This window comes from Phyllobacterium sp. 1468 (assembly GCF_031455525.1).
Lineage (GTDB): Bacteria > Pseudomonadota > Alphaproteobacteria > Rhizobiales > Rhizobiaceae > Phyllobacterium.
This window is the reverse complement of sequence record NZ_JAVDSX010000001.1, coordinates 694,651-718,139: the sequence shown is the minus strand read 5'-3', so window position 1 is coordinate 718,139 and position 23,489 is coordinate 694,651. Positions and strand designations below refer to the sequence as shown.

Annotated in this window: 21 protein-coding genes and 1 tRNA gene; 13 read left to right on the top strand and 9 right to left on the bottom strand. The window is 57.5% G+C overall.

Annotated features, from left to right (window positions below; translation table 11 throughout):
- Nucleotides 1–9: 9 nt before the first annotated feature.
- A complete protein-coding gene (locus J2X72_RS03525; RefSeq protein WP_114429814.1) occupies nt 10–291 on the top strand; it encodes a transposase in 282 nt (93 codons plus the stop codon).
- Nucleotides 292–324: 33 nt separating this feature from the next.
- Here the strand turns inward: J2X72_RS03525 and J2X72_RS03520 are convergent, their stop codons facing one another.
- A complete protein-coding gene (locus J2X72_RS03520) occupies nt 325–1,065 on the bottom strand; it encodes a response regulator transcription factor (protein ID WP_310068466.1) in 741 nt (246 codons plus the stop codon).
- A gap of 265 nt (nt 1,066–1,330) precedes the next feature.
- On the opposite strand from J2X72_RS03520, the gene J2X72_RS03515 reads away from it, so the two are divergent.
- A complete protein-coding gene (locus J2X72_RS03515; protein ID WP_209998663.1) occupies nt 1,331–1,606 on the top strand; it encodes a DUF2277 domain-containing protein in 276 nt (91 codons plus the stop codon).
- A 472-nt stretch (nt 1,607–2,078) separates the two neighbouring features.
- On the opposite strand, the gene J2X72_RS03510 is transcribed toward J2X72_RS03515, so the two are convergent.
- Both J2X72_RS03510 and J2X72_RS03505 read right to left on the bottom strand, forming a co-directional pair.
- Nucleotides 2,079–2,154, bottom strand: a tRNA-Ala gene (locus J2X72_RS03510).
- A gap of 160 nt (nt 2,155–2,314) precedes the next feature.
- On the bottom strand, nt 2,315–2,698 hold the full coding sequence (locus J2X72_RS03505; RefSeq protein ID WP_114429811.1) for a TIGR02300 family protein: 384 nt from the start codon (nt 2,696–2,698) through the stop codon (nt 2,315–2,317).
- Nucleotides 2,699–2,941: 243 nt separating this feature from the next.
- Here J2X72_RS03505 and aroA point away from each other — a divergent pair, with 243 nt between their 5' ends.
- The 4 genes from aroA (at nt 2,942) to rpsA (ending at nt 7,436) form a co-directional block, all read left to right on the top strand.
- Nucleotides 2,942–4,291: a 3-phosphoshikimate 1-carboxyvinyltransferase gene (gene aroA, locus J2X72_RS03500; RefSeq protein WP_310068461.1), complete on the top strand. Its 1,350-nt coding sequence runs from the start codon at nt 2,942–2,944 to the stop codon at nt 4,289–4,291.
- Between the two features lie 21 nt (nt 4,292–4,312).
- A complete protein-coding gene (locus J2X72_RS03495; RefSeq protein WP_310068458.1) occupies nt 4,313–4,639 on the top strand; it encodes a hypothetical protein in 327 nt (108 codons plus the stop codon).
- A 317-nt stretch (nt 4,640–4,956) separates the two neighbouring features.
- Nucleotides 4,957–5,613, top strand: a complete 657-nt coding sequence (cmk, locus tag J2X72_RS03490) for a (d)CMP kinase (RefSeq protein ID WP_310069296.1) — start codon at nt 4,957–4,959, stop codon at nt 5,611–5,613.
- 122 nt (nt 5,614–5,735) lie between these two features.
- Nucleotides 5,736–7,436, top strand: coding sequence for a 30S ribosomal protein S1 (gene rpsA, locus J2X72_RS03485; protein ID WP_106714926.1), 1,701 nt, complete (start codon nt 5,736–5,738; stop codon nt 7,434–7,436).
- A gap of 262 nt (nt 7,437–7,698) precedes the next feature.
- Here the strand turns inward: rpsA and J2X72_RS03480 are convergent, their stop codons facing one another.
- The gene (locus J2X72_RS03480; protein WP_310068454.1) at nt 7,699–8,139 is read right to left on the bottom strand and encodes a hypothetical protein; all 441 of its coding nucleotides are present in this window, start codon (nt 8,137–8,139) and stop codon (nt 7,699–7,701) included.
- A gap of 420 nt (nt 8,140–8,559) precedes the next feature.
- Between J2X72_RS03480 and J2X72_RS03475 the strand changes: the two genes are divergently transcribed.
- Nucleotides 8,560–9,576, top strand: a complete 1,017-nt coding sequence (locus tag J2X72_RS03475; RefSeq protein ID WP_209999890.1) for a LacI family DNA-binding transcriptional regulator — start codon at nt 8,560–8,562, stop codon at nt 9,574–9,576.
- Between the two features lie 88 nt (nt 9,577–9,664).
- On the opposite strand, the gene pncB is transcribed toward J2X72_RS03475, so the two are convergent.
- Nucleotides 9,665–10,972 carry a nicotinate phosphoribosyltransferase gene (gene pncB, locus J2X72_RS03470; RefSeq protein ID WP_209998668.1) on the bottom strand — a complete coding sequence of 436 codons (1,308 nt, stop codon included), beginning with the start codon at nt 10,970–10,972 and terminating at the stop codon, nt 9,665–9,667.
- Between the two features lie 270 nt (nt 10,973–11,242).
- Here pncB and J2X72_RS03465 point away from each other — a divergent pair, with 270 nt between their 5' ends.
- The 6 genes from J2X72_RS03465 to J2X72_RS03440 all read left to right on the top strand — a co-directional run bounded on the left by J2X72_RS03465 (nt 11,243) and on the right by J2X72_RS03440 (nt 18,967).
- Nucleotides 11,243–12,397: an efflux RND transporter periplasmic adaptor subunit gene (locus tag J2X72_RS03465; protein ID WP_310068451.1), complete on the top strand. Its 1,155-nt coding sequence runs from the start codon at nt 11,243–11,245 to the stop codon at nt 12,395–12,397.
- 72 nt (nt 12,398–12,469) lie between these two features.
- Entirely contained in the window at nt 12,470–15,544 is a 3,075-nt protein-coding gene (locus J2X72_RS03460; protein ID WP_405044648.1) for an efflux RND transporter permease subunit, read from the top strand.
- A 42-nt stretch (nt 15,545–15,586) separates the two neighbouring features.
- Entirely contained in the window at nt 15,587–15,790 is a 204-nt protein-coding gene (locus J2X72_RS03455; protein ID WP_310068446.1) for a hypothetical protein, read from the top strand.
- Between the two features lie 6 nt (nt 15,791–15,796).
- Nucleotides 15,797–17,254 carry an NAD(P)-dependent oxidoreductase gene (locus J2X72_RS03450; protein WP_310068443.1) on the top strand — a complete coding sequence of 486 codons (1,458 nt, stop codon included), beginning with the start codon at nt 15,797–15,799 and terminating at the stop codon, nt 17,252–17,254.
- A gap of 11 nt (nt 17,255–17,265) precedes the next feature.
- On the top strand, nt 17,266–18,576 hold the full coding sequence (preA, locus tag J2X72_RS03445) for an NAD-dependent dihydropyrimidine dehydrogenase subunit PreA (RefSeq protein WP_209998673.1): 1,311 nt from the start codon (nt 17,266–17,268) through the stop codon (nt 18,574–18,576).
- A gap of 97 nt (nt 18,577–18,673) precedes the next feature.
- Nucleotides 18,674–18,967: a Dabb family protein gene (locus tag J2X72_RS03440; protein WP_310068440.1), complete on the top strand. Its 294-nt coding sequence runs from the start codon at nt 18,674–18,676 to the stop codon at nt 18,965–18,967.
- Here the strand turns inward: J2X72_RS03440 and cueR are convergent.
- The 4 genes from cueR to J2X72_RS03420 all read right to left on the bottom strand — a co-directional run bounded on the left by cueR (nt 18,960) and on the right by J2X72_RS03420 (nt 23,483).
- On the bottom strand, nt 18,960–19,358 hold the full coding sequence (gene cueR / locus J2X72_RS03435; protein WP_209998676.1) for a Cu(I)-responsive transcriptional regulator: 399 nt from the start codon (nt 19,356–19,358) through the stop codon (nt 18,960–18,962). The genes J2X72_RS03440 and cueR overlap by 8 nt on opposite strands.
- Nucleotides 19,359–19,364: 6 nt before the next feature.
- Nucleotides 19,365–21,866: a heavy metal translocating P-type ATPase gene (locus J2X72_RS03430; protein WP_310068437.1), complete on the bottom strand. Its 2,502-nt coding sequence runs from the start codon at nt 21,864–21,866 to the stop codon at nt 19,365–19,367.
- A gap of 145 nt (nt 21,867–22,011) precedes the next feature.
- Entirely contained in the window at nt 22,012–22,911 is a 900-nt protein-coding gene (locus J2X72_RS03425; protein WP_310068434.1) for a bifunctional helix-turn-helix domain-containing protein/methylated-DNA--[protein]-cysteine S-methyltransferase, read from the bottom strand.
- A 77-nt stretch (nt 22,912–22,988) separates the two neighbouring features.
- On the bottom strand, nt 22,989–23,483 hold the full coding sequence (locus J2X72_RS03420) for a DUF2244 domain-containing protein (RefSeq protein WP_209998681.1): 495 nt from the start codon (nt 23,481–23,483) through the stop codon (nt 22,989–22,991).
- Nucleotides 23,484–23,489 lie beyond the last annotated feature (6 nt).

Below are 23,489 nucleotides of genomic sequence, written 5' to 3'. Positions count from 1 at the left end.
GGCGGTGCGATGAGTAAAAGAAAATTCAATGATGACGAGGTTATGAATATTCTCAAGGCACATCGCAGCGGAATGAGCGTGGCGCAATTATGCCGCGAACACGGTATCAGCGAGCCAACATTCTACCGGTGGCAATCCTTGCAGCTCAGAAACGCCGGCTTTGACGTGAAGAGGCTCAAGGCCCTGGAAGATGAGAACCAGAAGCTCAAAAAGCTGTTGGCCGAAGCTATGCTGGCAGCAGCGACGCTCAGTGAGATGCTTGCCAATACTCCGTCAAGGGGAAATGCCTAGAGCCTTTCATGCTTGGATGGAAGGCTCCAGGGCTCACGAGGCGGTGTATTCATGATCCGTGGACGGTGCCTGACCCAGCCGCGCGACGACTTCAGTTCGATTCTGGACGTTGAGTTTGCGCATGATGTGCTGCAAGTGCATCTTCACGGTATTGCCGGACAGATTGAGCTTTCCGGCAATCACCTTGTTCGGGTGACCGCGCTGCAATTCAGCAAGGACGTCCGCCTCGCGGGGCGTGAAGTCCGCAACGCTCAAGTAACGTGCATGTCCATTGCCGTTTGTCCGGTTCTCGCGGGGAGGTGGTCTGTCACTCTTTGGCATCTCGGCAGCAAACGTGTCGAGCGGATTTGGACAAAATATGCCGCCTGCAAGAACCAGCCGTATCCCGGCGATCGCTATTTCAATAGGCAGCGACGTCGTGAAATACCCGCGAATTCCCATCGCCAGCGCATGCGAGGCCATAGCTGAATCATCCGTGCTGGACAAAAGTGCGATCGCAGCTTCGGGAAAGAGCTCGGATATTGCCGCAAGGTCATTGTGCAAGCTGGAGCTTTCGACGTTTCTTCCCGCCACATCCAGCGCAACCAGACGCACATCCATACCAATGGCGCTATCGAGGTTCTCGATGCCCATCATGTCGATAAAATCCCAACCCGCAAGTTCGTGCGCAAGGAGTCTTACGATAGTCGTCCGTGCAAGCGTGTGTTGATCTATGATGATAACGGCAGGAATTTGACGCACCCGACGGCGTTTTGTTTCAAAATTATTGGACACTGCTCCCCCATTCTCCCCGTCTCTGCAGAGTTTGAATGCAAATGCCACATTTACATATTATATCTCTTTGCCCGTCCTGTCGTGATAAAATTGGAAAAGTACTACCAATTAGTTAGGGGTTGCGGAGGAATGACCCTGATCGCAGTACCGAAGGATTTAACTCATCGGCCGTTGATATGATGGAGTAAGAGCCTCAACCAGCCGACAGGAGAAACGGGATCAGGTGCCATGCCACGTCGCAGTCATCGACTTTGAGGAGACCATTATGTGCCGCAATATAAAAACCCTGTTTAACTTCGACCCGCCTGCAACCAAGGATGAGATCGACGCTTCTGCTCTTCAATTTGTGCGCAAGCTGTCTGGTTTCAACAAACCTTCGCAAGCCAACGCCGAAGCTTTCGATCGCGCGGTCAAGGAAGTTTCGGATGCGGCGCGCCGGTTGCTGACCTCCCTCCATACTCAAGCGCCCGTACGCGACCGCACGGTCGAAGCCGAAAAGGCGCGCGAGCGCTCCAGAGCACGGTTCGCCCAGGCTGGGTAAGGCAATGCCCTACCCAGCGTGCAACCAGGTCGTGAGCTCCCAGTCTACCAGATTTATCGTTTACGACCTAAGGAGCAGCCAGCACTATCATGGTATTTGTGCCATTGAGCGGCTCATGACTTAGCGCTTGCTGTGACCCGAGCTTACGCCGTCGGAGCCTGTCCAATCGGGGTGATAGGGTTGCCACTGGGTGGCGCCGCTACTGTCCAGACATCCTGCAAGCATCGAGCTTGAAAATGCCATCACGGCAAGTACAAACATAGTCTTGATCGACATCGCATTTCTCCTCCACGATGTTCTTCGGCACAATTGTGCGCCTTGGTACACATGGGTTCGATATTGCGTATTACGAATCAGATCGTCGTGAGCCGTATGTGATGGCGTGGCGCTGCAACTTTCAGCTGGCGTCGTTCTGGCACGGCTTCGTTGTTCGTAAAGTTAACAGCGAACATATTGACCTGGCGAGAAGTTATGGTGGAGCCAAGCGGGATCGAACCGCTGACCTCTTGCATGCCATGCAAGCGCTCTCCCAGCTGAGCTATGGCCCCATTCAAAATGGCCGTTAGGCCACCGGATGATCCGGTAAACGGTCGAGCAAGGTCTGGAGCCTTGCGTCTTGCTTTCGCAAAGATGGCGGTACTTATCGCCCGCCGTCCGGAAGATCAAGTCCTGTTCACCGGATATTTTCGGTGAACAGGATAATCAAAATCAATTCTCGTCGTCGTCACCGATGCCGCCACCAAGAATATCGGTGACATCGTCATCCTCATCTTCTTCGTCGGTCGCAAGAAACGTATCGTCATCATCGGCGTCCTCGACCTCGACATCGTCGTCACCGATATCCGGAACGTCGTCGCCTTCGGCGTCTGCTTCTTCAAGCGCAACGAATTCCGGCTTCTCGAGAGCAACGTCGAGTTCTTCCGTCTCGACCTCTTCCTCTTCTTCGCGCGCGGACGAAGCGGTGGAATCGAAATAGCTGAGCGGATAGCTCTTGCCCGTATAGGGCGAAACGATCGGATCGCGATTCAGATCGTAAAATTTCTGCCCGGTCTCCGGGTCAACTCGCTTGGTGCCAAGTTTTGGATTCGCCACGTTTTGCCTCGTCTTGCTGCTCTCGCCTGCGACCGGCTGGTATCAGGACCCTATTGGCCCCAACCGTTCATGCCGATACTCATCAAAAATGAATTTGCGGTCCATAAACGCAATTCAACGCATTTGTCAAAGCGAAAAAAGCTTGTGTCAATCATTGAATTTGCGAGATGACCGTACTGGCAAGCTGTGTTAGTAGGATGCCCGCATCCCAATGACGTTCTTTTACCGCGATTGATCCTCCCCATGTCCCACTCCGCGCCGCCAAAACCCGCCACCGCCCGCCGCTCACAGGCTCTTTCCGGCGATATCCGTATTCCCGGCGACAAATCGATTTCGCACCGCTCCTTCATGTTTGGCGGGCTCGCTTCCGGCGAAACACGCATCACCGGCCTGCTCGAGGGCGAGGATGTCATCAATACGGGCCGCGCCATGCAGGCTATGGGCGCGAAAATCGCCAAGGAAGGCGCTGTCTGGGTCATTCAGGGAACCGGCAATGGCTGCCTGCTCGCGCCGGAAGCGCCGCTCGATTTCGGTAATGCGGGAACCGGCGCGCGCCTGACCATGGGCCTGGTTGGCACATATGCCATGGAGACCACCTTCGTGGGCGATGCTTCATTGTCGAAGCGGCCGATGGGCCGCGTGCTCAATCCCTTGCGTGAAATGGGGGTCCAGGTGTCCGCCGCGGAAGGTGACCGTATGCCGCTGACGCTGCGCGGTCCGAAGGTCGCTGCGCCGATTACCTATCGCGTGCCGATGGCCTCGGCACAGGTGAAATCCGCTGTTCTGCTCGCCGGGCTCAATACGCCCGGCATTACAACGGTCGTCGAACCGGTCATGACGCGCGATCATACGGAAAAGATGCTGCAAGGGTTCGGTGCCAACCTTTCCGTAGAGACCGACAGGGATAATGTGCGCCATATCCGCATCGAGGGCCAAGGCAAGCTGACCGGCCAGACCATCGACGTACCGGGTGATCCGTCGTCCACGGCTTTTCCGCTGGTTGCGGCCATCATCGTGCCGGGATCGGATATCACCATTCGCAATGTGTTGATGAACCCGACACGCACCGGCCTTATCCTGACGCTGCAGGAGATGGGTGCTCACATAGAGATCCTCAATGCGCGCCTTGCCGGCGGCGAGGATGTCGCGGATTTGCGCGTTCGCGCCTCCGAACTCAAGGGCGTCCACGTGCCCGCGAGCCGCGCGCCATCGATGATTGACGAATATCCCGTCCTTGCAGTCGCGGCCTGCTTTGCCACTGGCGAGACGGTGATGAACGGGCTCGAAGAGTTGCGCGTCAAGGAATCCGATCGGCTTTCGGCTGTTGCCAACGGGCTCAAGGCGAATGGCGCCGATTGCACCGAAGGTCATGACACTTTGACCGTTCGCGGCCGTCCGGATGGCAAGGGGCTTGGCGGCGGCAGCGTTGAAACCCATCTCGACCATCGCATCGCAATGAGCTTTCTTGTCCTCGGCCTCGCCGCCGAAAAGCCCGTCACAATCGACGATTCGACCATGATCGTTACAAGTTTCCCGGAATTCATGGACATGATGACGGGAATGGGTGCTGAGATTTCCGAACTCGAAGTCTGAAAACGAGCCAGAAAGTCAGCGATGACCGAGCTCATATCGCGTCTCACCGTATACTCCCTGTATACCATGTCCAGCGTGCCCTTCCTTGTCTGGGCAGGCCGAAGCGCCTATAGCAGCACGGTCGCGAGCACGGCGCCCAAACCGTGGCCGGGTATAACCAGCACGATATTTCGCGTCCTCCTTCCTTTGACGGTCATCTTCCTCTATGCGTGGAATGTCTCGGCCGGTGCGGAGGCGGCGAATACGAGCGAGTGGCTGCCATTCCAGTTTCTGCTGCTACCACCGGCACTTGGATCGATCGCCGGATACGGTATTGGTTATTTCATGGGCAAGAGAAGGATCATCTGATGTTTTTCCTGCTGACGTCATTTACCGTCGTTGCCATTCCCTATGTGATCGAACGGTTCGGTCTGCGGGTTCGATTTGGCCTGTTTGCGCTGCTGTTCTGGCTGTTCGTCTTCCAGTTCGTGTTGATCTTCAGCATCGACGCGCTGCTGCAGAATTTTGCAACTTCCATGCCCGACTGGCTGGAATCCATGTTGACGACGCTCGGTGGCTTCGCCTTCGTCACAATCGGGATAACGCCTATCATCACCCTCGTGTTGGCTGCGGCGTACCTTCTCTTTGCGCTCGGACAATGGCTGTTGGACAAGGACGAAAAGGATCTGCCAACACCGCAGACGCACTTTACGGTCGCGATCGATGGTCCCGCGGCTTCCGGCAAGGGCACGCTCGCCCGCAGGATTGCAGAGGCTTACGGCTTTCATCATTTGGACACCGGCCTGACCTATCGCGCAGTCGCCAAGGCTTTGATGGATCAGAATATGCCGCTGGACGATGAATTTCTCGCTGAAAAGGCGGCGCGCAGCGTCGATCTGACGAAGCTTGATCGCGCAGTACTGTCCGCCCACGCTGTCGGCGAGGCGGCATCAAAGGTTGCGGTCATGCCGGCCGTGCGCCGTGCACTCGTTGCCATGCAGCACAGTTTCGCCGAGCGCCCGCCCGGCGCCGTCCTCGACGGACGCGATATAGGCACGGTGGTCTGCCCCGATGCGCCGGTGAAGCTCTACATCACAGCGTCGCCCGAGGCACGCGCCAGAAGGCGCTATGACGAGATCAAGTCCAATGGCGGTGGTGCCAATTATGAGGAGATTCTCGCGGATCTCATGCGCCGCGATGCGCGCGATATGGGGCGTACCGATTCGCCGTTAAAGCCCGCTGCCGACGCGCACTTGCTAGATACGACGGAAATGGATATAGAGACCGCGTTTCTTAGCGCTAAAACCCTGATTGATCAGGCTCTCGCGAAGAACGCGCATTAGACCATCTGCAATCGACCCACGCACCGGATTGCCCTTCAATGGGCGGGTTGGCATGCAGATGAACCGAAACACGAACCACCGGTGCTGTGTCCGATGAGTTTTCCGGACACTCAGGAGTATTTATGTCTGAAGCCAATCCAACGCGCGAAGATTTCGAAGCTCTTCTCGCCGAGTCCTTTGCCACCAATGACCTTGCTGAAGGTTATGTCGTCAAGGGCCGTATCGTCGCCATCGAAAAAGACATGGCGATAATCGACGCCGGCCTCAAGGTCGAGGGCCGCGTTCCGCTGAAGGAATTCGGCGCGAAAGCCAAGGACGGTTCGCTCAAGCCGGGCGATATCGTTGAAGTTTACGTCGAGCGCATCGAAAATGCCCTCGGCGAAGCAGTTCTGTCGCGTGAAAAAGCGCGCCGCGAAGAAAGCTGGGTCCGTCTCGAAGAGAAGTTCAACCGCGGCGAACGCGTCGATGGCGTGATCTTCAACCAGGTCAAGGGTGGTTTCACCGTCGATCTCGACGGTGCCGTTGCCTTCCTCCCGCGCTCGCAGGTCGACATCCGTCCGATCCGCGACGTTACCCCGCTGATGCACAATCCGCAGCCGTTCGAAATCCTCAAGATGGACAAGCGTCGCGGCAACATCGTTGTTTCGCGCCGTACCGTTCTGGAAGAGAGCCGTGCTGAACAGCGCTCCGAGATCGTCCAGAACCTCGAAGAGGGTCAGGTCGTTGAAGGCGTTGTCAAGAACATCACCGATTACGGTGCATTCGTTGACCTCGGCGGCATCGATGGTCTTCTGCACGTGACCGACATGGCATGGCGCCGTGTCAACCATCCGTCGGAAATCCTGTCCATTGGCCAGACGGTCAAGGTGCAGATCATCCGTATCAACCAGGAAACCCATCGTATTTCGCTCGGCATGAAGCAGCTCGAAAGCGATCCTTGGGATGGTATCGGAGCGAAGTACCCGATCGGCAAAAAGATCACGGGTACCGTTACGAACATCACCGACTACGGTGCGTTCGTCGAGATCGAGCCGGGCATCGAAGGCCTAATCCACGTTTCCGAAATGTCCTGGACAAAGAAGAACGTGCATCCGGGCAAGTTGCTCTCGACAACACAGGAAGTCGAAGTCGTTGTGCTCGAAGTGGATCCGGTCAAGCGCCGCATCTCCCTCGGTCTCAAGCAGACACTCGACAATCCGTGGACGACCTTCGCAGACAAGTTCCCTGTCGGCACGATCGTCGAAGGCGAAGTCAAGAACAAGACCGAGTTCGGCCTGTTCATTGGCCTCGATGGCGATGTGGACGGCATGGTTCACCTCTCCGACCTCGACTGGAACCGTCCGGGCGAGCAGGTCATCGAAGAGTACAACAAGGGCGACGTTGTGAAGGCGCAGGTTCTCGATGTCGACGTCGAGAAGGAACGCATTTCGCTCGGCATCAAGCAGCTGACCGGCGACAAGGTCGGCGAAGCTGCGACTTCGGGTGAACTGCGCAAGAACGCTGTTGTTACGGTTGAAGTCACGGGCATCACCGATGGTGGTCTTGAAGTGCGTCTGGTCGATCATGACCTCGACTCATTCATCCGCCGCGCTGATCTGTCCCGCGATCGCGACGAACAGCGTCCGGAACGCTTCACGGTCGGTCAGAAGGTTGACGCCCGCGTCATCGCCTTCGACAAGAAGACGCGCAAGCTTCAGGTTTCCATCAAGGCGCTGGAAATCGCCGAAGAAAAGGAAGCTGTTGCTCAGTACGGTTCGACCGATAGCGGCGCTTCGCTCGGCGACATTCTCGGTGCCGCTCTGAAGAGCCGCGAAAAGAACTAAGTTCTTTTCCTGACCTTGAAACAAATGAAACCCGCCGGTGCGAGCCGGCGGGTTTTGCTTTTCCAGAAAAATTCCCTCCGACAGAAGGATTGAATATGATTGGAAATCGCTCTGATCAAATCGTATCGAACTGGACGAGGATAAACGCCACCTGTGTAGCAAGTGCCAAAGCCAGTACGACCAGCTGGATTTTTTGCCGGCGTACATAAATTCCCAATCCGGACAGGGCGATCAGGAAGAGGTTGCGGAAGGGATACTCTGCTCAGAGCGTTCGAAAATGAGCCACTCCTTTCATGGCGGTGTCCAGGAAATCGCAAAGGAATATGGATATCAGTATTCCGAAGAACCAGGCTCTTCGCGACATGAAATAGTCCTCATATCCGGAATAACCCTCCATACTATCGGGAAAAAGCATGCTGCATGCGAGAAAGTGCAGGCTGGCAAAGAAAATGACGAAGAGATAGGCCTCGAATTTCCACAAGACCAGCGCATGCAGGTAGAACTCGAACCACCAGAAATGGACGACGGTAAGGAATGCGAACAATACCCAGCCAAGGTGTATCACATAGATATTCTTGCGCTGCGGGTGCTGGATGATGCGAGCGATACCGGTCAGCAAACGCGAGACGCTCAGGCCAAGTACGATACCGATAATGACGCGTACGTGCGTGAAGACTTCCGGATTCGGAATACCGCCCTCCATTGCATCCTCCCGTTGCGGCCAGTCGATGTTTGCAATCAGAGGTCACATGCTATCGGAGTAGCAACCCAATGCAACCTCGTATGCCCATTTCAGCGACGTCAACTCGGCATAAGTTAGCGAACGTAACCGCTAATGATTGAGCAGGGAACTTTTCGATACGCTGCCTTCGGAAGGGCTAGGGGGCCGAAAATAGCTCTATCTAATTGATGTGGTTTAAATAAAATCTTGACGCATGTCACTCATGCTGTAAATTTTCAACCATTAAGAGTGGCCCTATATCAATCATGAGATGTATTGCGTCGGCGTAGTTTTCAGTAATGATTGCAAATGTCCTTCGCGATTTCTTCGCCGGCATACGGTTTTTGGAATGAGCAAGGGATTGTAAAAAGGAATGCCGCGGTGAATCAGCCGATCAAGACCATGGAAGACTTCTCTGCGTTTGTAGGATTGTCGCGCCCCACTGTGTCTAAATATTTCAACGACCCCACTTCGGTACGCAAGAAAACGCGTGACATCATCGAGGCGGCCATCAAGAAGTCCGGCTTCCGGCCAAACATATTCGCCGTCAATCTCAACCGCCGCCGCACCAATATTCTTGGTATCATCGTTCCGAATTCGACCGACCCATTCTACATGGCGCTGACGCGACGCATCGAAGGCATCGCCGAACAGACCGGTTATCTGGCCTTCGTTTTGAGTTCAGACGGCAAGCCGGAGCTTGAAGAGCGTGCCATCGAGACCTTCAAGTCCATGAACGTCGCGGGTGCCATAATTGGACCGCTCGGCGTAAAGTCGCATCACGACAAGCTGGCCAAGCTCGGCGAGTCAATTCCACTCATCTACGTTGATTCACCTCTCGATGCGACGTCGCCATTCGTCGGCACGGACAACCGGCAAAGTTTCAAACTAATCGTAGACTATCTGACGCGGTCCGGTGATCAGCCCTGCTATTTCGGCATGTCTCCGGTTAACAGCAACGCCTATGAGCGACGCGAGGCCTATAACGAGGCAATGAAGAACCTGAACCTCGAACCCCGCTTCGTGAAGGTCGATCCGGGTCTGACCTGGGAGTTCGAAAAATTTGCCTTCGATGCGACGGCCCGCATTCTCAGGGAAGGCGGTTTTCCGACCAAGACCGTGCTTTGCGCTACCGACCGCATCGCTTTCGGCGTGGTGGCTGCCGCCTACCAGGCGGGCCTCAAAGTGGGGCGTGGCGCGGATTGCGACCTGCGCGTTGCCGGCCATGACGACCAGCCGCTGTCGCGCTATATGTGCCCCCCACTGACGACCGTTGCACAGAACTATAATGAAATCGGCAGGCTGGCCATCAAGCTATTGTTCGACAAGCTCGGCGAAAACGACGAAGCGAAGATCGAGATTCCCGCCGACCAGCGTATCCTTCTAAACGCCGAAATCATGTTGCGCATGTCGGCTTGACGTCAAATCTGCCCCAGGGGGCTGTTGAACCAGCAGGATGGCAGCACAGCGCCGTTTGCAGGCGGTCACGGCGTGAATATCAACAGTCCTAGACTTTCACGGCTTGCTCCACACGGTCCTCTGCCCCGAACAGTTGCAGATAGCGTCTGATCTCCGCCGGATCGCCGGTTGCCTTCTTTGGGTTATCGGAAAGCTTGACCGCGGGACGTCCATTGGCGTCACTGACTTTGCAGACCAGTGAAATCGCATTCAGCTGATCGTTAAAGCGTGGCGCGCAATCCTCGAAATCATTTGTAAGATTGGTACCCCAACCAAAACTCATACGCACCTTGCCGTCGAAGTGGCGATAGGTTTCCTCAATCGTATCCACATCGAGCCCGTCGGAAAACACCAGCAGCTTTTCCCGTGGGTCCTTGCCCTTTGATCGCCACCAGGCAAGGATTTTCTCTCCGCCCTCGATCGGAGGCGCACTGTCCGGGCGAAAACCTGTCCAGTCCGCCACCCAGTCCGGCGCGTCACGGAGAAACGCGGCTGTTCCAAATGCATCGGGGAGGACAATCAGCAGGTTGCCGCCATAATAGCGGTTCCAGTCCTGCAGAACTTTGTAGGGCGATTTCAGCAACTCCGCGTCGGTTGTACTCAATGCAGCAAGTACCATAGGCAGTTCGTGCGCGTTAGTGCCAAGCGCTTCCAGGTCGTTGTCCATCGCCATCAACACATTGCTTGTGCCGGTAAAGGCCTCACCGATACCTTCCTTCAGGGCTTCGACGCACCAGCGTTGCCAAAGAAAGGAATGGCGCCGACGTGTGCCGAAGTCAGAAATTTTGATGTCGGGGAGCGCACGCAACCGCTCCACCTTCGACCACATCTTGGCCTTGGCACGCGCATAAAGGACGTCGAGTTCGAACCGGCCCATCTTCTTCATGGCAGCACGCGAACGCAGCTCGTTGATGATGGTCAGGGCCGGTATCTCCCACATCGTCGTGTACATCCACGGCCCGTAGAAATTCAGTTCGTACTGTCCGTCCCGCTTCGTCAGTTCGTATTCCGGCAATTGGAAGTTCGACAGCCATTCGAGAAAGTCCGGTTCGAATATCTGGCGCTTGCCGTAGAAAGTGTTACCCCCCAGCCAGATCATTTCTTTTTTCGAGAAGCGGATCGTCCGCGCGTGATCGAGCTGTTCACGCAATTCCTGTTCGTCGATCTCGTCCGCAAGCCGAACCTTGGTCGTGCGGTTGATCAGCGTAAATGTCGCATCCACTTCCGGATAGACGCCCCAGATCATCTGTAGCATCAGCAGCTTGTAGAAATCCGTATCGAGCAGGCTGCGGACGATCGGATCGAGCTTGAACGTGTGGTTGAACACGCGCCGTGCGATATCGGTCTTCGTCGCCATTGACTGCTTTCCTTGCGAATTTTCCGCCCGTCATGTTGCACGCCAGAACCGGGCCTTCAAGGAGTGACAAGCAAATCCAGCTAATTTCAAAGGATCGAATGGCCGTGCGCACTCCATTAAATATTTGTAACATAACGGAATTGTCATTAACGGTTAGGTAAAACCCCCTTATTCTGCAGGACAAACAACCGTTCGCGCTGGCTTGCGCGTTGGGATATGATCATTTTGTGCTGGCTCTGCTTGTGCGGGACCGGCCTTTTGGAGTGATTTATGCGGCTTTCGAAGCAACTGATTTTTGCCGTGTTGATTCTGGTTCTTGCTGGAGCTGGCTGGCGGTATTTCTATCCGGGCTCGAAGGCTGGCATTGATCGCAACTCGACCGCAGCAACCGAACCCGCGGGTGGCCAGGGACAGCGTCGCGGTGGACAGGCTTTGCCGCTTGTGGTCGTCCGTGCTGCGGCTGAGGCGAAGATCAACGACAAATTGTCGGCAATTGGTACCGGCAAGGCAAAGAGCTCCGTTGCAGTCACTCCATTCACCGCCGGACGCCTGACCGAAATTCTCGTCACATCAGGGACCAAAGTAAATGCCGGCGATGTGATTGCCCGCCTTGATTCGGAAGCGGAAAGTATCCTTGTCGACAAGGCGCGGGTAGCACTGAGCGATGCACAGACCAAGCTCAAGCGCGCGGAGAGCCTGCGTTCAAGCAACACGGTATCCGCCGTTCAGCTTTCCGAAGCCGCTTTGGCCGTTGATAATGCCGCCCTCAACGTTCGCGAGGCGGAACTCGCCCTTGACCGCAGGGCAATCAAAGCCCCGATTGGTGGCATTGTCGGCATCCTGCCAATCAATGCGGGCAACTACGTCACTATATCGACCACCGTCGCAATGATCGATGATCGCTCAGATTTGCTGGTCGATTTCTGGGTGCCTGAACGCTTTGCGCCGGCCATATCAATCGACCTGCCGGTGACAGCGACATCGATCGCCCGCCCGGGTGAAACCTTCAAAGGGGCCATCAGCGCCATCGACAACCGTGTTGATCCGACAAGCCGTACGCTGCACGTTCAAGCGAAAATCACCAATCCAAATGATGCCTTGCGCGAAGGCATGGCCTTCCAGATGGCAGTCGGCTTTCCCGGGGACACTTACCCGACTGTTGATCCGCTCGCCGTTCAGTGGGGTACGGAGGGCGCCTATGTCTGGAGGATTGCCGATAACAAGGCGACGCGCGTTCCGGTACGTGTCGTCCAGCGCAACACCGCCTATGTGCTGGTCGATGCCGATATAAAGCCCGGCGATCAGATTGTGGCCGAAGGCGTTCAGTCAGTCCGTCAGGACGGTCTTGTCCAAATTCAGGGACAGCCGGCTCCAGAGGCCAATACCAGCGCGGAGCCCACTGCTTCCGTCGGCGAACGGGGCTGAGGTCCAGCGGTGAGCACGTCAAACGGGCAGAATGATTCCAGTTTTACCGCACTTTTCATTCGTCGGCCCGTCATGGCGCTGGTGCTCAATGCCCTGATCGTCGTCGCGGGTCTTGCAGCCTGGTACGGCGTCGACGTTCGCGAATTGCCAGATGTCGACCGACCGGTGGTCACGGTCTCGACAGATTTCGAATCCGCCGCCGCCGAGACCGTGGATCGCGAGCTGACTTCGGCGATCGAGGGCGCTGTATCGCGCGTTTCCGGCGTCAAGTCGATTTCGTCCAGTTCGTCGTTCGGCAGCAGCCGCGTCACCGTTGAGTTCAACGATGGCGTGGACCTCAATGTCGCGGCGGCTGATATGCGGGATGCCATCAGCCGCATAACCAACACATTGCCCGACGAGGCCGACCCACCGCGTATCGTCAAAGCCGATGCCAACTCCGATGCGGTGATGCGCTTGGCCGTCACTTCGGACACCATGGCAGTCGAGGACATGACAGTCCTCGTCGAAGACCAGATCGAGGACGTGCTCGCTTCGGTCCCGGGCGTCGCCGATGTTCAGGTCAATGGCAATCGCAACAAGATATTCCGCATCGACATCGATCAGGGCAAGGTTGCCAGCCTCGGAATGAACATCGCGGACATTCGCAACGCACTGACGACGATGGCCTTCGATACCCCTGCTGGTCAGCTCAACAGCAATGACCAGAGCATCGTCGTTCGTGCGACGGCTCCGGTAGCTACGCCGGAAGACTTCGAAAACATCATTATCAAAGGTCAGACGAAGATCCGCGACGTGGCCACGGTGACGATGGGCCCAGACATCGGGACCTCGATTCTGCGTGCCAACGGCAAGACCGGCATTGGTCTCGGTATTATCCGCCAGGCTCAATCCAACACGCTCGATATCTCGAAGGGCGTCCGTGCCGCGGTCGCGCAATTGCAGCAAACGCTACCCGAGGGTGTCGACATCCGCGTGACAAGCGACGATGCGGACTTCGTCAATGGCGCAGTGCATGAGGTGGAAATCGCGCTCGGCGTGTCTGTCGTCATTATCATCCTGATCATCTACCTTTTCCTCTGGGACATTCGCGCGACACTTATCCCGGCTGTCAGTCTGCCGGTCGCGCTCATTGGCACCATTTCTGCAATCTATCTTGCCGGTTTCTCAATCAACATCCTCACATTGCTCGCCTTGGTGCTGGCGACCGGCCTGGTGGTGGACGATGCGATCGTGGTGCTGGAAAACATCGTGCGCCGCCGCAATCAGGGCATGGGGCCACGCGCTGCCGCAGTTCTCGGCACGGAGGAAGTATTCTTTGCAGTCATCGCGACGACTGTGACGCTCGCCGCTGTTTTCGTGCCGCTGTCCTTCCTTCCTGGCCAGACCGGGGGGCTCTTCCGCGAGTTTGGTTTCGTTCTGGCGATCTGTGTGCTTCTGTCCGCCGTCGTGGCGCTGACGCTGTGCCCGATGCTGGCTTCCCGCTTGCTCAGTGCAAGTGAGGCGAAGCATCAGGACGTCACTCACGCGCCGGGAATGGTGGCTCGTGTCGGAAGCTGGTTCGGCAACCTCTACAAACGCATGTTGCATGCTTGCCTTGCCGCCCCGTGGATTGTTGTCGTGATCTCGGTGCTGTTTGCCGGCGCCGCGTTTGGCGCTTTTTCCCTTCTCAAGCAGGAGCTGACACCGGTCGAAGACCGGGCTTCGGCGTTCCTGCGCATTACCGCGCCGCAGGGCGTCAGTCTCGAATATCTCGGTGATGAGATGCGTCAGATCGAGCAATTGATCCAGCCGCTGCGCGATAGTGGCGAAATCCAGAATACGTTCTCGATCGCCGGCCAGAATGGCAATACCAACCGTGGCTTCATGGTCCTCAGTCTCGCCACCTGGAAAGAGCGGACGCGGAGCCAGCAGGAGATCCTCGCCGACGTCTCAAAACGGGTCCGCAACATTCCAGGTATCCAGGTTTTTGCCGCGCAGCCCAACTCGCTTGGCATTCGCGGTGCGGGTAATGGCCTGCAATTTGCTGTCGTCGGTACCAGCTATGCCGAGCTCGGGACCACCGCCGCCAAGATCGTGGCCGAGCTTGAGAAAGACAGCCGCTTTGATCGTCCGCGTCTGACCAATGAGCCGACCCAGCCGCAACTGGCCGTCTCGATCGACCGCGAGCGCGCTTCTGATCTCAATATCAATATTACTGGCTTGGCCGAGGCGCTGCAATCCGTGCTCGATGGTTACAAGGTCGGTTCCGTCTATATCGAAGATCGTTCCTACGATGTGAAACTCGTATCGAGCACAAATCCCATCAATGACCCGACAGACCTTGAAAATGTGTTCCTGCGCACCGGCGATGGACGGTTCGTTCCGATGTCGACGATTGCCAAACTCACCGAAGTCGCTGTTCCACCGGCGTTGACGCGCGAACAGCAGATGCGTTCCGTCGCCATCACCTCAAGCCTCAGACCGGATTTCGCCCTCGGCGATGCCTATAGGCAAGTGCAGGAGGTGGCAGCGCCGCTGCTGCCCTCCGGCTATCGCATCATTCCGCTGGCCGAAGCGGCGACGCTTGGGGAAAATTCGTCCAGTATGGTCACGACTTTCGGCTTTGCCATCCTGATCATTCTCCTGGTTCTCGCAGCGCAATTTGAAAGCTTCATCAGTGCGGCCGTTGTGATGGCTACGGTTCCGCTTGGCCTTGCCTGCGCTGTCTTTGCCATGGTCATGACAGGCACCAGCATGAACGTTTACAGCCAGATCGGACTGGTGTTGCTCGTCGGTATCATGGCGAAGAACGGTATTCTGATCGTCGAATTTGCCAATCATTTGCGCGATCAAGGCAGGAATGTCCGGGAAGCCATCGAAGAGGCCTCGAACATCCGTCTGCGCCCCGTCGTAATGACCATGCTCTGCGCCATTCTGGGCGGCGTGCCGCTTGTCCTCGCCAGCGGTGCAGGCGCCGAAGCCCGCATCGCCCTAGGCTGGGTCATCGTCGGTGGTCTGGGCATGGCAACAGCCTCGACGCTCTTCCTGACACCGGTCGCCTATCTGCTGCTGGCCGGCTTCTCCAAGCCGAAAGCCGAGGAAGAAGCTCGTCTCAACCGGGAGCTCCTTGAAGTCGCCTCACAACCACCGCTAGCGGCGGAATAACCTATCGCGGTGAATTGCCGATTGAGGAGTGAGGACTAGGTCGTGAACCAGCGAGGTGCGGAGCTGGCCCGACGCATTCTGGCCATCTCTTTTGCGTTTCGCCGCGACGCCTCATTTATTGACCGTTTGATAAAAAATTTGACCTTGTGTGAAAATCTGCCATTCTTCCATAAAGGTTCGGACATACCGGCCATCGAAAAGACTGCCGATCCATGGGAACTGGACGCTGTCAAAACGAGGAGATGAGATTTCATGGGATCGATGGATTCTGGAATCCGTGACGTCAAAGCCGGGCGGCTTGCATCCGGCGCCTATACGGAGGTGTTTGCCGATCTTCATCCACCGCTAAGCCGGCACGAAGCCTTCGTCGAATCGGACCGGTGCTATTTCTGCTATGACGCGCCATGCATGAATGCCTGCCCGACCGGCATCGACATCCCCCTGTTCATTCGCGAGATAGCTGCAGACAATCCTACCGGTTCTGCCAAGACCATCCTCTCCGAAAACATCCTTGGCGGCATGTGCGCCCGCGTCTGCCCTACCGAGACGCTTTGCGAGCAGGCTTGCGTACGCGAAGTGGCAGAGGGCAAGCCGGTGAAGATCGGTTTATTGCAGCGTTACGCTACCGATCATTTGATGGCCAATGGCCAGCATCCCTTCAAGCGCGCCGAGCCTACGGGTAAATCCATCGCGGTCGTCGGCGCTGGACCGGCGGGCCTGTCCGCCGCCCACCGTCTGGCCATGCATGGTCACGATGTGACTATCTTCGAAGCGCGGCCCAAGGCAGGCGGCCTCAACGAATACGGTATTGCCGCCTACAAGAGCGTCGACGACTTCGCCCAGAAGGAACTCGACTTCATTCTCGAAATCGGCGGCATCACCATCCAGAACGACAAGGCTCTCGGGCGCGATATCAGTCTCGATGCGCTCAGGGCGGGTTTCGATGCGGTGTTTCTCGGCATGGGCCTCCCGGGTGTCAATGACCTTGGCCTCGAGGGCGAAGACGCTGCCGGCTGCATCGATGCGGTGGATTATATTTCGGTGCTTCGCCAGAGCGATAATCTGTCGGAAATCCCCGTCGGGCGGGATGTCGTCGTTATCGGCGGCGGCATGACCGCGATTGACGTCGCGGTACAGACAAAACTTCTCGGCGCGGAGAATGTCATTATCGCCTATCGCCGCGGCCCGGAAAACATGAATGCCAGTGGTTTCGAACAGGAACTCGCGCTGAAGAATGGCGTGATCATCCGCCATTGGCTTCAGCCCCGCGCACTGACCCGCAACGAACATGGCGAGGTCTGCGGTATAACGCTGGATTATACCGTCATGACCGATGGCCGCCTTGGCGTTTCAGGTGAGAGCATCACGCTTGCCAGCGATCAGATATTCAAGGCGATAGGTCAAACCCCCGCCGAAGCGATCCTTGGCGAGGCTGGCCTGGCGTTATCGCGCGGCCGTATCAGCGTTGACGATGAGGGCCGAACCTCGATCCCGGGTATCTGGGCCGGTGGCGATTGTGTTGCGGACGGCGAGGATTTGACCGTCGCGGCCGTACAGGACGGCAAGGTAGCAGCCGAATCGATTCACCGTGCGCTGATGCAACAACCGGAGAAGGTCAGCGGCTTCGTCGAAGCCATCATGGCTGATAGTTCGGACGGCGCGTCGGTTCCGGAACAGCAACTCAATCATTCAAGTCATTTAGTCAGCTAAAGGAAACCGCCATGGCTGATCTTTCATCCAATTTCCTCGGCATCAAATCTCCGAACCCTTTCTGGCTTGCCTCTGCGCCGCCCACGGACAAAGCCTATAATGTTGAGCGCGCCTTCAAGGCAGGCTGGGGCGGCGTTGTCTGGAAAACCTTGGGCGAAGAAGGCCCGCCCGTCGTCAATGTCAACGGACCCCGCTATGGCGCTATTCACGGTCCGGACCGGCGGCTGCTCGGCTTCAACAATATCGAACTCATCACCGACCGACCGCTCGAAGTGAACCTGCGGGAAATGACCGAGGTAAAAAAGAAATGGCCGGACCGCGCCCTGATCGCTTCGATCATGGTGCCCTGCGAGGAGGAAGCCTGGAAGGCCATCCTGCCGCTTGTGGAAGCAACAGGCTCGGATGGCATCGAATTGAATTTCGGCTGCCCGCATGGCATGTCCGAGCGGGGCATGGGCGCCGCCGTCGGACAGGTGCCGGAATATATCGAAATGGTGGTACGCTGGTGCAAGCAATATACCCGCATGCCGGTCATCACCAAGCTGACGCCAAACATCACGGACATTCGCAAGCCGGCGCGTGCCGCCAAATCCGGCGGAACCGACGCCGTCTCGCTGATCAACACCATCAATTCGATAGTTTCAGTCGATCTCGACAACTTCGCTCCGAACCCGACGATCGACGGACGCGGCTCGCATGGAGGCTATTGCGGTCCGGCGGTCAAGCCGATCGCGCTGAACATGGTAGCGGAAATAGCCCGCGATCCCGAAACGCGCGGCCTGCCGATTTCCGGCATCGGCGGTATCACCACCTGGCGCGACGCGGCGGAATTCATCGCGCTCGGCTGCGGTAATGTACAGGTCTGCACGGCGGCCATGACCTATGGTTTCAAGGTCGTACAGGAAATGATTTCCGGTCTTTCCGACTGGATGGATTCCCGCGGGTTCCGCACGATCAGCGATTTCCAGGGCCGCGCCGTGCCGAATGTCACCGACTGGCAATACCTCAACCTGAACTACATCACCAAGGCGCAGATCGATCAGGAACTGTGCATCAAATGCGGGCGCTGCCACATCGTCTGCGAGGATACGTCGCATCAAGCGATCACATCGATGGTCGACGGCGCCCGGCACTTCGAAGTCATCGACGAGGAATGCGTTGGCTGTAATCTTTGCGTCAGTGTTTGTCCTGTTGAAAACTGCATCACCATGGAACCGATGGTTTCAGGCGTTGATCCGCGCACCAAAATGCCTATCCAGCCGGATTACGCCAACTGGACCACGCACCCGAACAATCCGATGGCCAAGCTTGCCGCCGAGTGACGGCGGTCGATTGCGGGCTGCGACAGCGCATCTATTGACTGACGGGGGCGGAATATGAAAAGTCCGGCGCAGTGAAAATGCAGCAGGTAGCAACGCCGTGATCCGCCATATTGTATTCTTCAGCGCCCGTGAAAAGAAAGACGTCGAGACAATCGTCAAGGGCCTCCGGCGTCTTGGTGACATTCCTCACTCGACCGTTTTCGAAGTCATGCCAAATACCAAGTCTGATCCGATTTCCGGCGAGATCGATGTCGTCGTCTATGGGGAATTCGAGAACGCCGAGGCGCTGGCCGCCTACAAGGCGCATCCCATTTACAGCGAAACGACAGCTATCGTGCGGCCGCTACGGGAACTGCGCATTTCGGCGGATGTCGTATCGACGCTCAGCTAGACTTAGCCGTGCCGGAAATGCTCTCGAGAATCGGGCAATCCGGGCGCTTGTCGCCATGGCAATGCGCAACCAGATGTTTCAGTGTGTGCTGCAATTCGCGCAGTTCGATAATCTTGCGCTCGATTTCCTGAAGCTTTGATTGTGCGATTGACTTGACGTCGGCGCTCGCACGGCTCTTATCCTCATACAGCGCCAGCAACTGGCGGCACTCTTCAATCGAAAATCCCAGTCCGCGTGAACGCTGCAAGAAGCGCAGCTTGTGCACATCCGACATCGAATAGTCGCGATAGCCATTGCCCGCCCGGTCCGGCTTCAGGAGGCCAATGTCCTCGTAGTAGCGGATCGTTTTGGCGGGCAGGCCGGATTTATCAGATGCGTTACCGATATTCACGGGACCTCACAATTTTATTGTTCGTAGCCGCAGCGCGTTCGCGATCACCGAGACGGATGAAAGGCTCATGGCCGCTGCAGCCAGCATGGGCGAAAGCAACAGACCGAACAGCGGGTACAGCACACCTGCTGCGACCGGTACACCGAGCACATTGTAGACGAAGGCGAAGAACAGGTTCTGCTTGATATTGCGGATCGTGGCGGCAGCAAGATGGCGGGCGCGAACGATGCCGTTGAGATCACCTCCGACCAGCGTTATCCCCGCACTCTGCATTGCAACATCCGCTCCCGTCCCCATGGCGATACCGACATCGGCCGCGGCAAGCGCAGGCGCATCATTAACGCCGTCGCCGGCCATGGCGACCTTGGCGCCCTCGGCATGCAGTGCGTCGACAAGCTGCCTCTTGCCCTCCGGAAGCATATCAGCCCGGACCTCGTCGATACCCAGCGAGCGCGCAACTGCCTGCGCCGTCACGGCATTATCGCCGGTTGCCATGATGACCTTCAGCCCTGCCTCATGCAGCAGGCGAATTGCCTCCACGGCCGTCGCCTTGACCGGATCGGCAACCGCAACGATACCGGCGGCCCTGCCATCGACTGCGATGAAAAGCGCGCTCTTGCCCATAGCGCGCAATTGGTCGGCTGGCTCGACCAACTGTGAAACATCGGCACCGATGTCCTGCATCATGGACTTGTTGCCGAGCGCCACGCTTCTGGCGTTGACCGTTCCGGACACCCCCTTGCCTGTAGCTGCCTCGAAGCCGCTTGCGTCAGCAAGCGCGAGACCGCGCGTCTTTGCCCCCTCGACAATCGCTTCGGCGAGCGGGTGCTCGGAGCCTTTCTCGAGGCTCGCTGCAAGAGCCAGCAATTCGTCTTCAGCAAAACCCGGTTGCGGAATGATCTCCGTAAGCTTTGGCTTACCTTCTGTCAGCGTACCGGTCTTGTCGACGATCAGCGTATCGACGGCAGCGAACCGTTCGAGAGCTTCCGCGTCCTTGATCAGCACGCCCGCGTGCGCCCCACGCCCGGTGGCGGTCATGATCGACATCGGTGTCGCCAGACCGAGGGCGCAGGGGCAGGCGATAATCAGCACGGAGACGGCGGCGACCAGGCCATAGATCATGCTCGGCTCGGGTCCAACGAGTGACCAGATGATGAAGGCGGCTATAGCGACCAGCACCACTGCCGGAACAAACCAGGCAGCGACGCGATCGGCCAAACCCTGGATCGGCGCGCGCGAACGCTGGGCCGAGGCGACCATGCCGACGATCTGCGACAGGACCGTATCAGCGCCGACCTTCTCCGCCTTGATCAACAGCGTGCCATTACGATTGAGCGTACCGCCGGTCACGGTGTCGTGTTCGATCTTTTCGACCGGCAGAGGCTCGCCGGTCAGCATGGATTCGTCGATTGAGGAGTGTCCTTCGAGCACGATGCCGTCCACGGGCACGCTTTCGCCCGGGCGCACGCGCAACCGGTCGCCGGCAACTATCTCATCCAGCGGCACATCCGTTTCTGTTCCGTCTTCGGCAACGCGCCGGGCCGTCTTGGGCGCGAGATCCAGAAGTGCGCGAATGGCGGAACCTGTGCGTTCACGTGCTCTGAGTTCGAGTATCTGGCCAAGGAAGACGAGCGTTACGATCACCGCCGCCGCTTCGAAATAGACTGGCACCGAGCCCCCATGCATACGGAAGGAGTGCGGGAATATATCCGGTAGGAAGGTGGCGACGACACTGAAAGCGTAGGCTGTGCCGACACCGATGGCGATCAACGTCCACATATTCGGGCTGCGATTGACGAAGGAGGCCCAGGCGCGCTCAAAGAAGGGAATCGCCGCCCAGACCACGACTGGCGTTGCCAGCGCGAATTCCAGCCACGTGGCCAAACTCTCGCCAATCCAGCCACGCAGCGGCAAACCGAGCATCGGTCCCATGGTAATCAGAAGCAGGGGAACGGAACACGCGGCGCTGACCCAGAAGCGGTGTGTGAAATCCACCAGCTCCGGGTTCGGGCCTTCCTCTCCAGTCGGGATGCCCGCAGGCTCCAGCGCCATGCCGCAGATCGGGCACGAACCTGGACCATCCCTGACGATTTCCGGGTGCATGGGGCAGGTATACTGCGTCCCGGCGGGCATCGGTTTGGGCGCCGGGCGGTCGCCGAGATAGTCCTGTGGCGTGTTCTGAAACTTGGCGAGGCAGCCCGCCGAGCAGAAATAGTATTTTTCACCTTCGTGACGCAGGAAGTGTTTCGCGCTCGCCCGGTCTACTTTCATGCCACAAACAGGATCGATCGCTTCGAGATAGTCTTCCGGGTTTGTTATGAACTTGTTCTGGCAGCCCGCCGAGCAGAAATGGAACAGCCGACCGCCATGTTCGGCTGTCGGTTTGTTCGCTTCCGGGTCTACAGTCATCCCGCATACCGGATCGCGGACAATCACGAGTTCTGCGGGTTGTTCCCCGGTGCAGCAGGAATGATCGTGGCTGTGGTGGGGGTGATGGTCATGTTTCATGATGCGAACTTTCGGTTATCAACCAGATAGTGCATCAAAGGTAATCTTTCCAGTAACTGGAAGGTCAAGGGGTGGCTTGAAGGGTGCGAAAGTGCGGCACTTATCTCCCCCTTGTGGGGGAGATAGCAGCATCTCATATCAAAGGTCAGCCCGCCTGCGCTTGGTCCGCCTCGCCACTCAACTGGCCGGCTTCCCATCCGAGGATGGCGCGTTTGCGGGTCAGGCCCCAATGATAGCCGGTCAGAGCTCCGGACTTGCCGACCGCCCGATGGCAGGGGACGACGAAACTGACAGGGTTGGCGCCTACAGCGGCACCCACGGCGCGCGAAGCCTTGGGAGACCCGATATCGGCGGCGATATCCGAATAAGCCACGCATTTGCCCATCGGGATCTTAAGCAGGGCTTCCCAGACACGCAGCTGGAAATCCGTGCCGATCGTGACGACCTTGAGCGGCCGGTCCGCACGCCATTCTGCCGGGTTGAATATCCGCGCTGCATAGGGAGCGGTCGCGGCGAGATCTTCGACATAGGTCGCATTGGGCCAGCGCGACGTCATGTCGGCCAGGGCCTCGCGTTCCTTGCCCGGGTCGGCGAAAGCCAAACCGGCCAGACCGCGATCCGTCACCATCACCAGCGCGAGGCCGAACGGTGAAATCAGGAAGCCGTAACGGATTGTCAGACCCGCACCGCGGGTCTTGTAATCGCCTGGCGACATGCCTTCATGCGTGACAAACAGATCATGCAGCCGGCTTGGTCCGGATAGTCCCGTTTCATAGGCCGTTTCGAGCAGCGGCATACCCTCATCCAGCAGACGCCGGGCGTGATCGATGGTCACCGCCTGCAGGAAGCCTTTGGGAGAAAGGCCCGCCCAGCGGGTGAACAGCTTCTGCAGCGCGGTTGGCGACAGCCCGGTATCGCGTGCCAGCGTCTCCAGCGATGGCTGGTCGCGATAGTCCTTGCTGATGCGCTCGATGATATGACTGACGATCGCATAATCGTCGCCGGTCGGCGTAATGTCTTTTTGAAGTATGGCATGTGGTTTCATGATCGCTTACCTCTCTATTGAGGCTATATGACCACTCCGGGACGCTTGTCGCCACCCGATTCTTGCAAGGCGTGGATTTACCGTCGCTTGGCTGTCGCAAGCGCCATCTGGAATGCGGAAGCGAAGCTTTCACGGTCATCGGGATTGAGAAACGAGCCTATGGCCACGGCCTTACCCTGCCCTTCGACCAGCATCGACGTGATGCCGATTTCCGCATGGCGGGCGACGCTGAACCGCGTCCAGAAGGGATTGAACTCATGCAGTTTGGCCCGGCCTGACGGGGCAACCTGGCGGATCTGCAAGGCAATGCGCGATACACTCACCTCTTCATGGGCCTTTGCCGACGTATAGTTCATCTTGAATGCGATATAGACCAGAAGAACATCGAGTCCGAAGAACCCAAAAACCGGCCAGGCGCCAAGCGATAGAAAAAACAGGCCGGTGAGGAAGCTGCTGACACCCATCGTTGCCATAAGAATGAGAAAACCCGAACGCGCGAGCGAGCGATGCGGCACGAGAAGCGCACGAAAAATTTCTTCCTCGTTTTGGCCCGCAGCGTCAATTGGGTTCATTGTTTG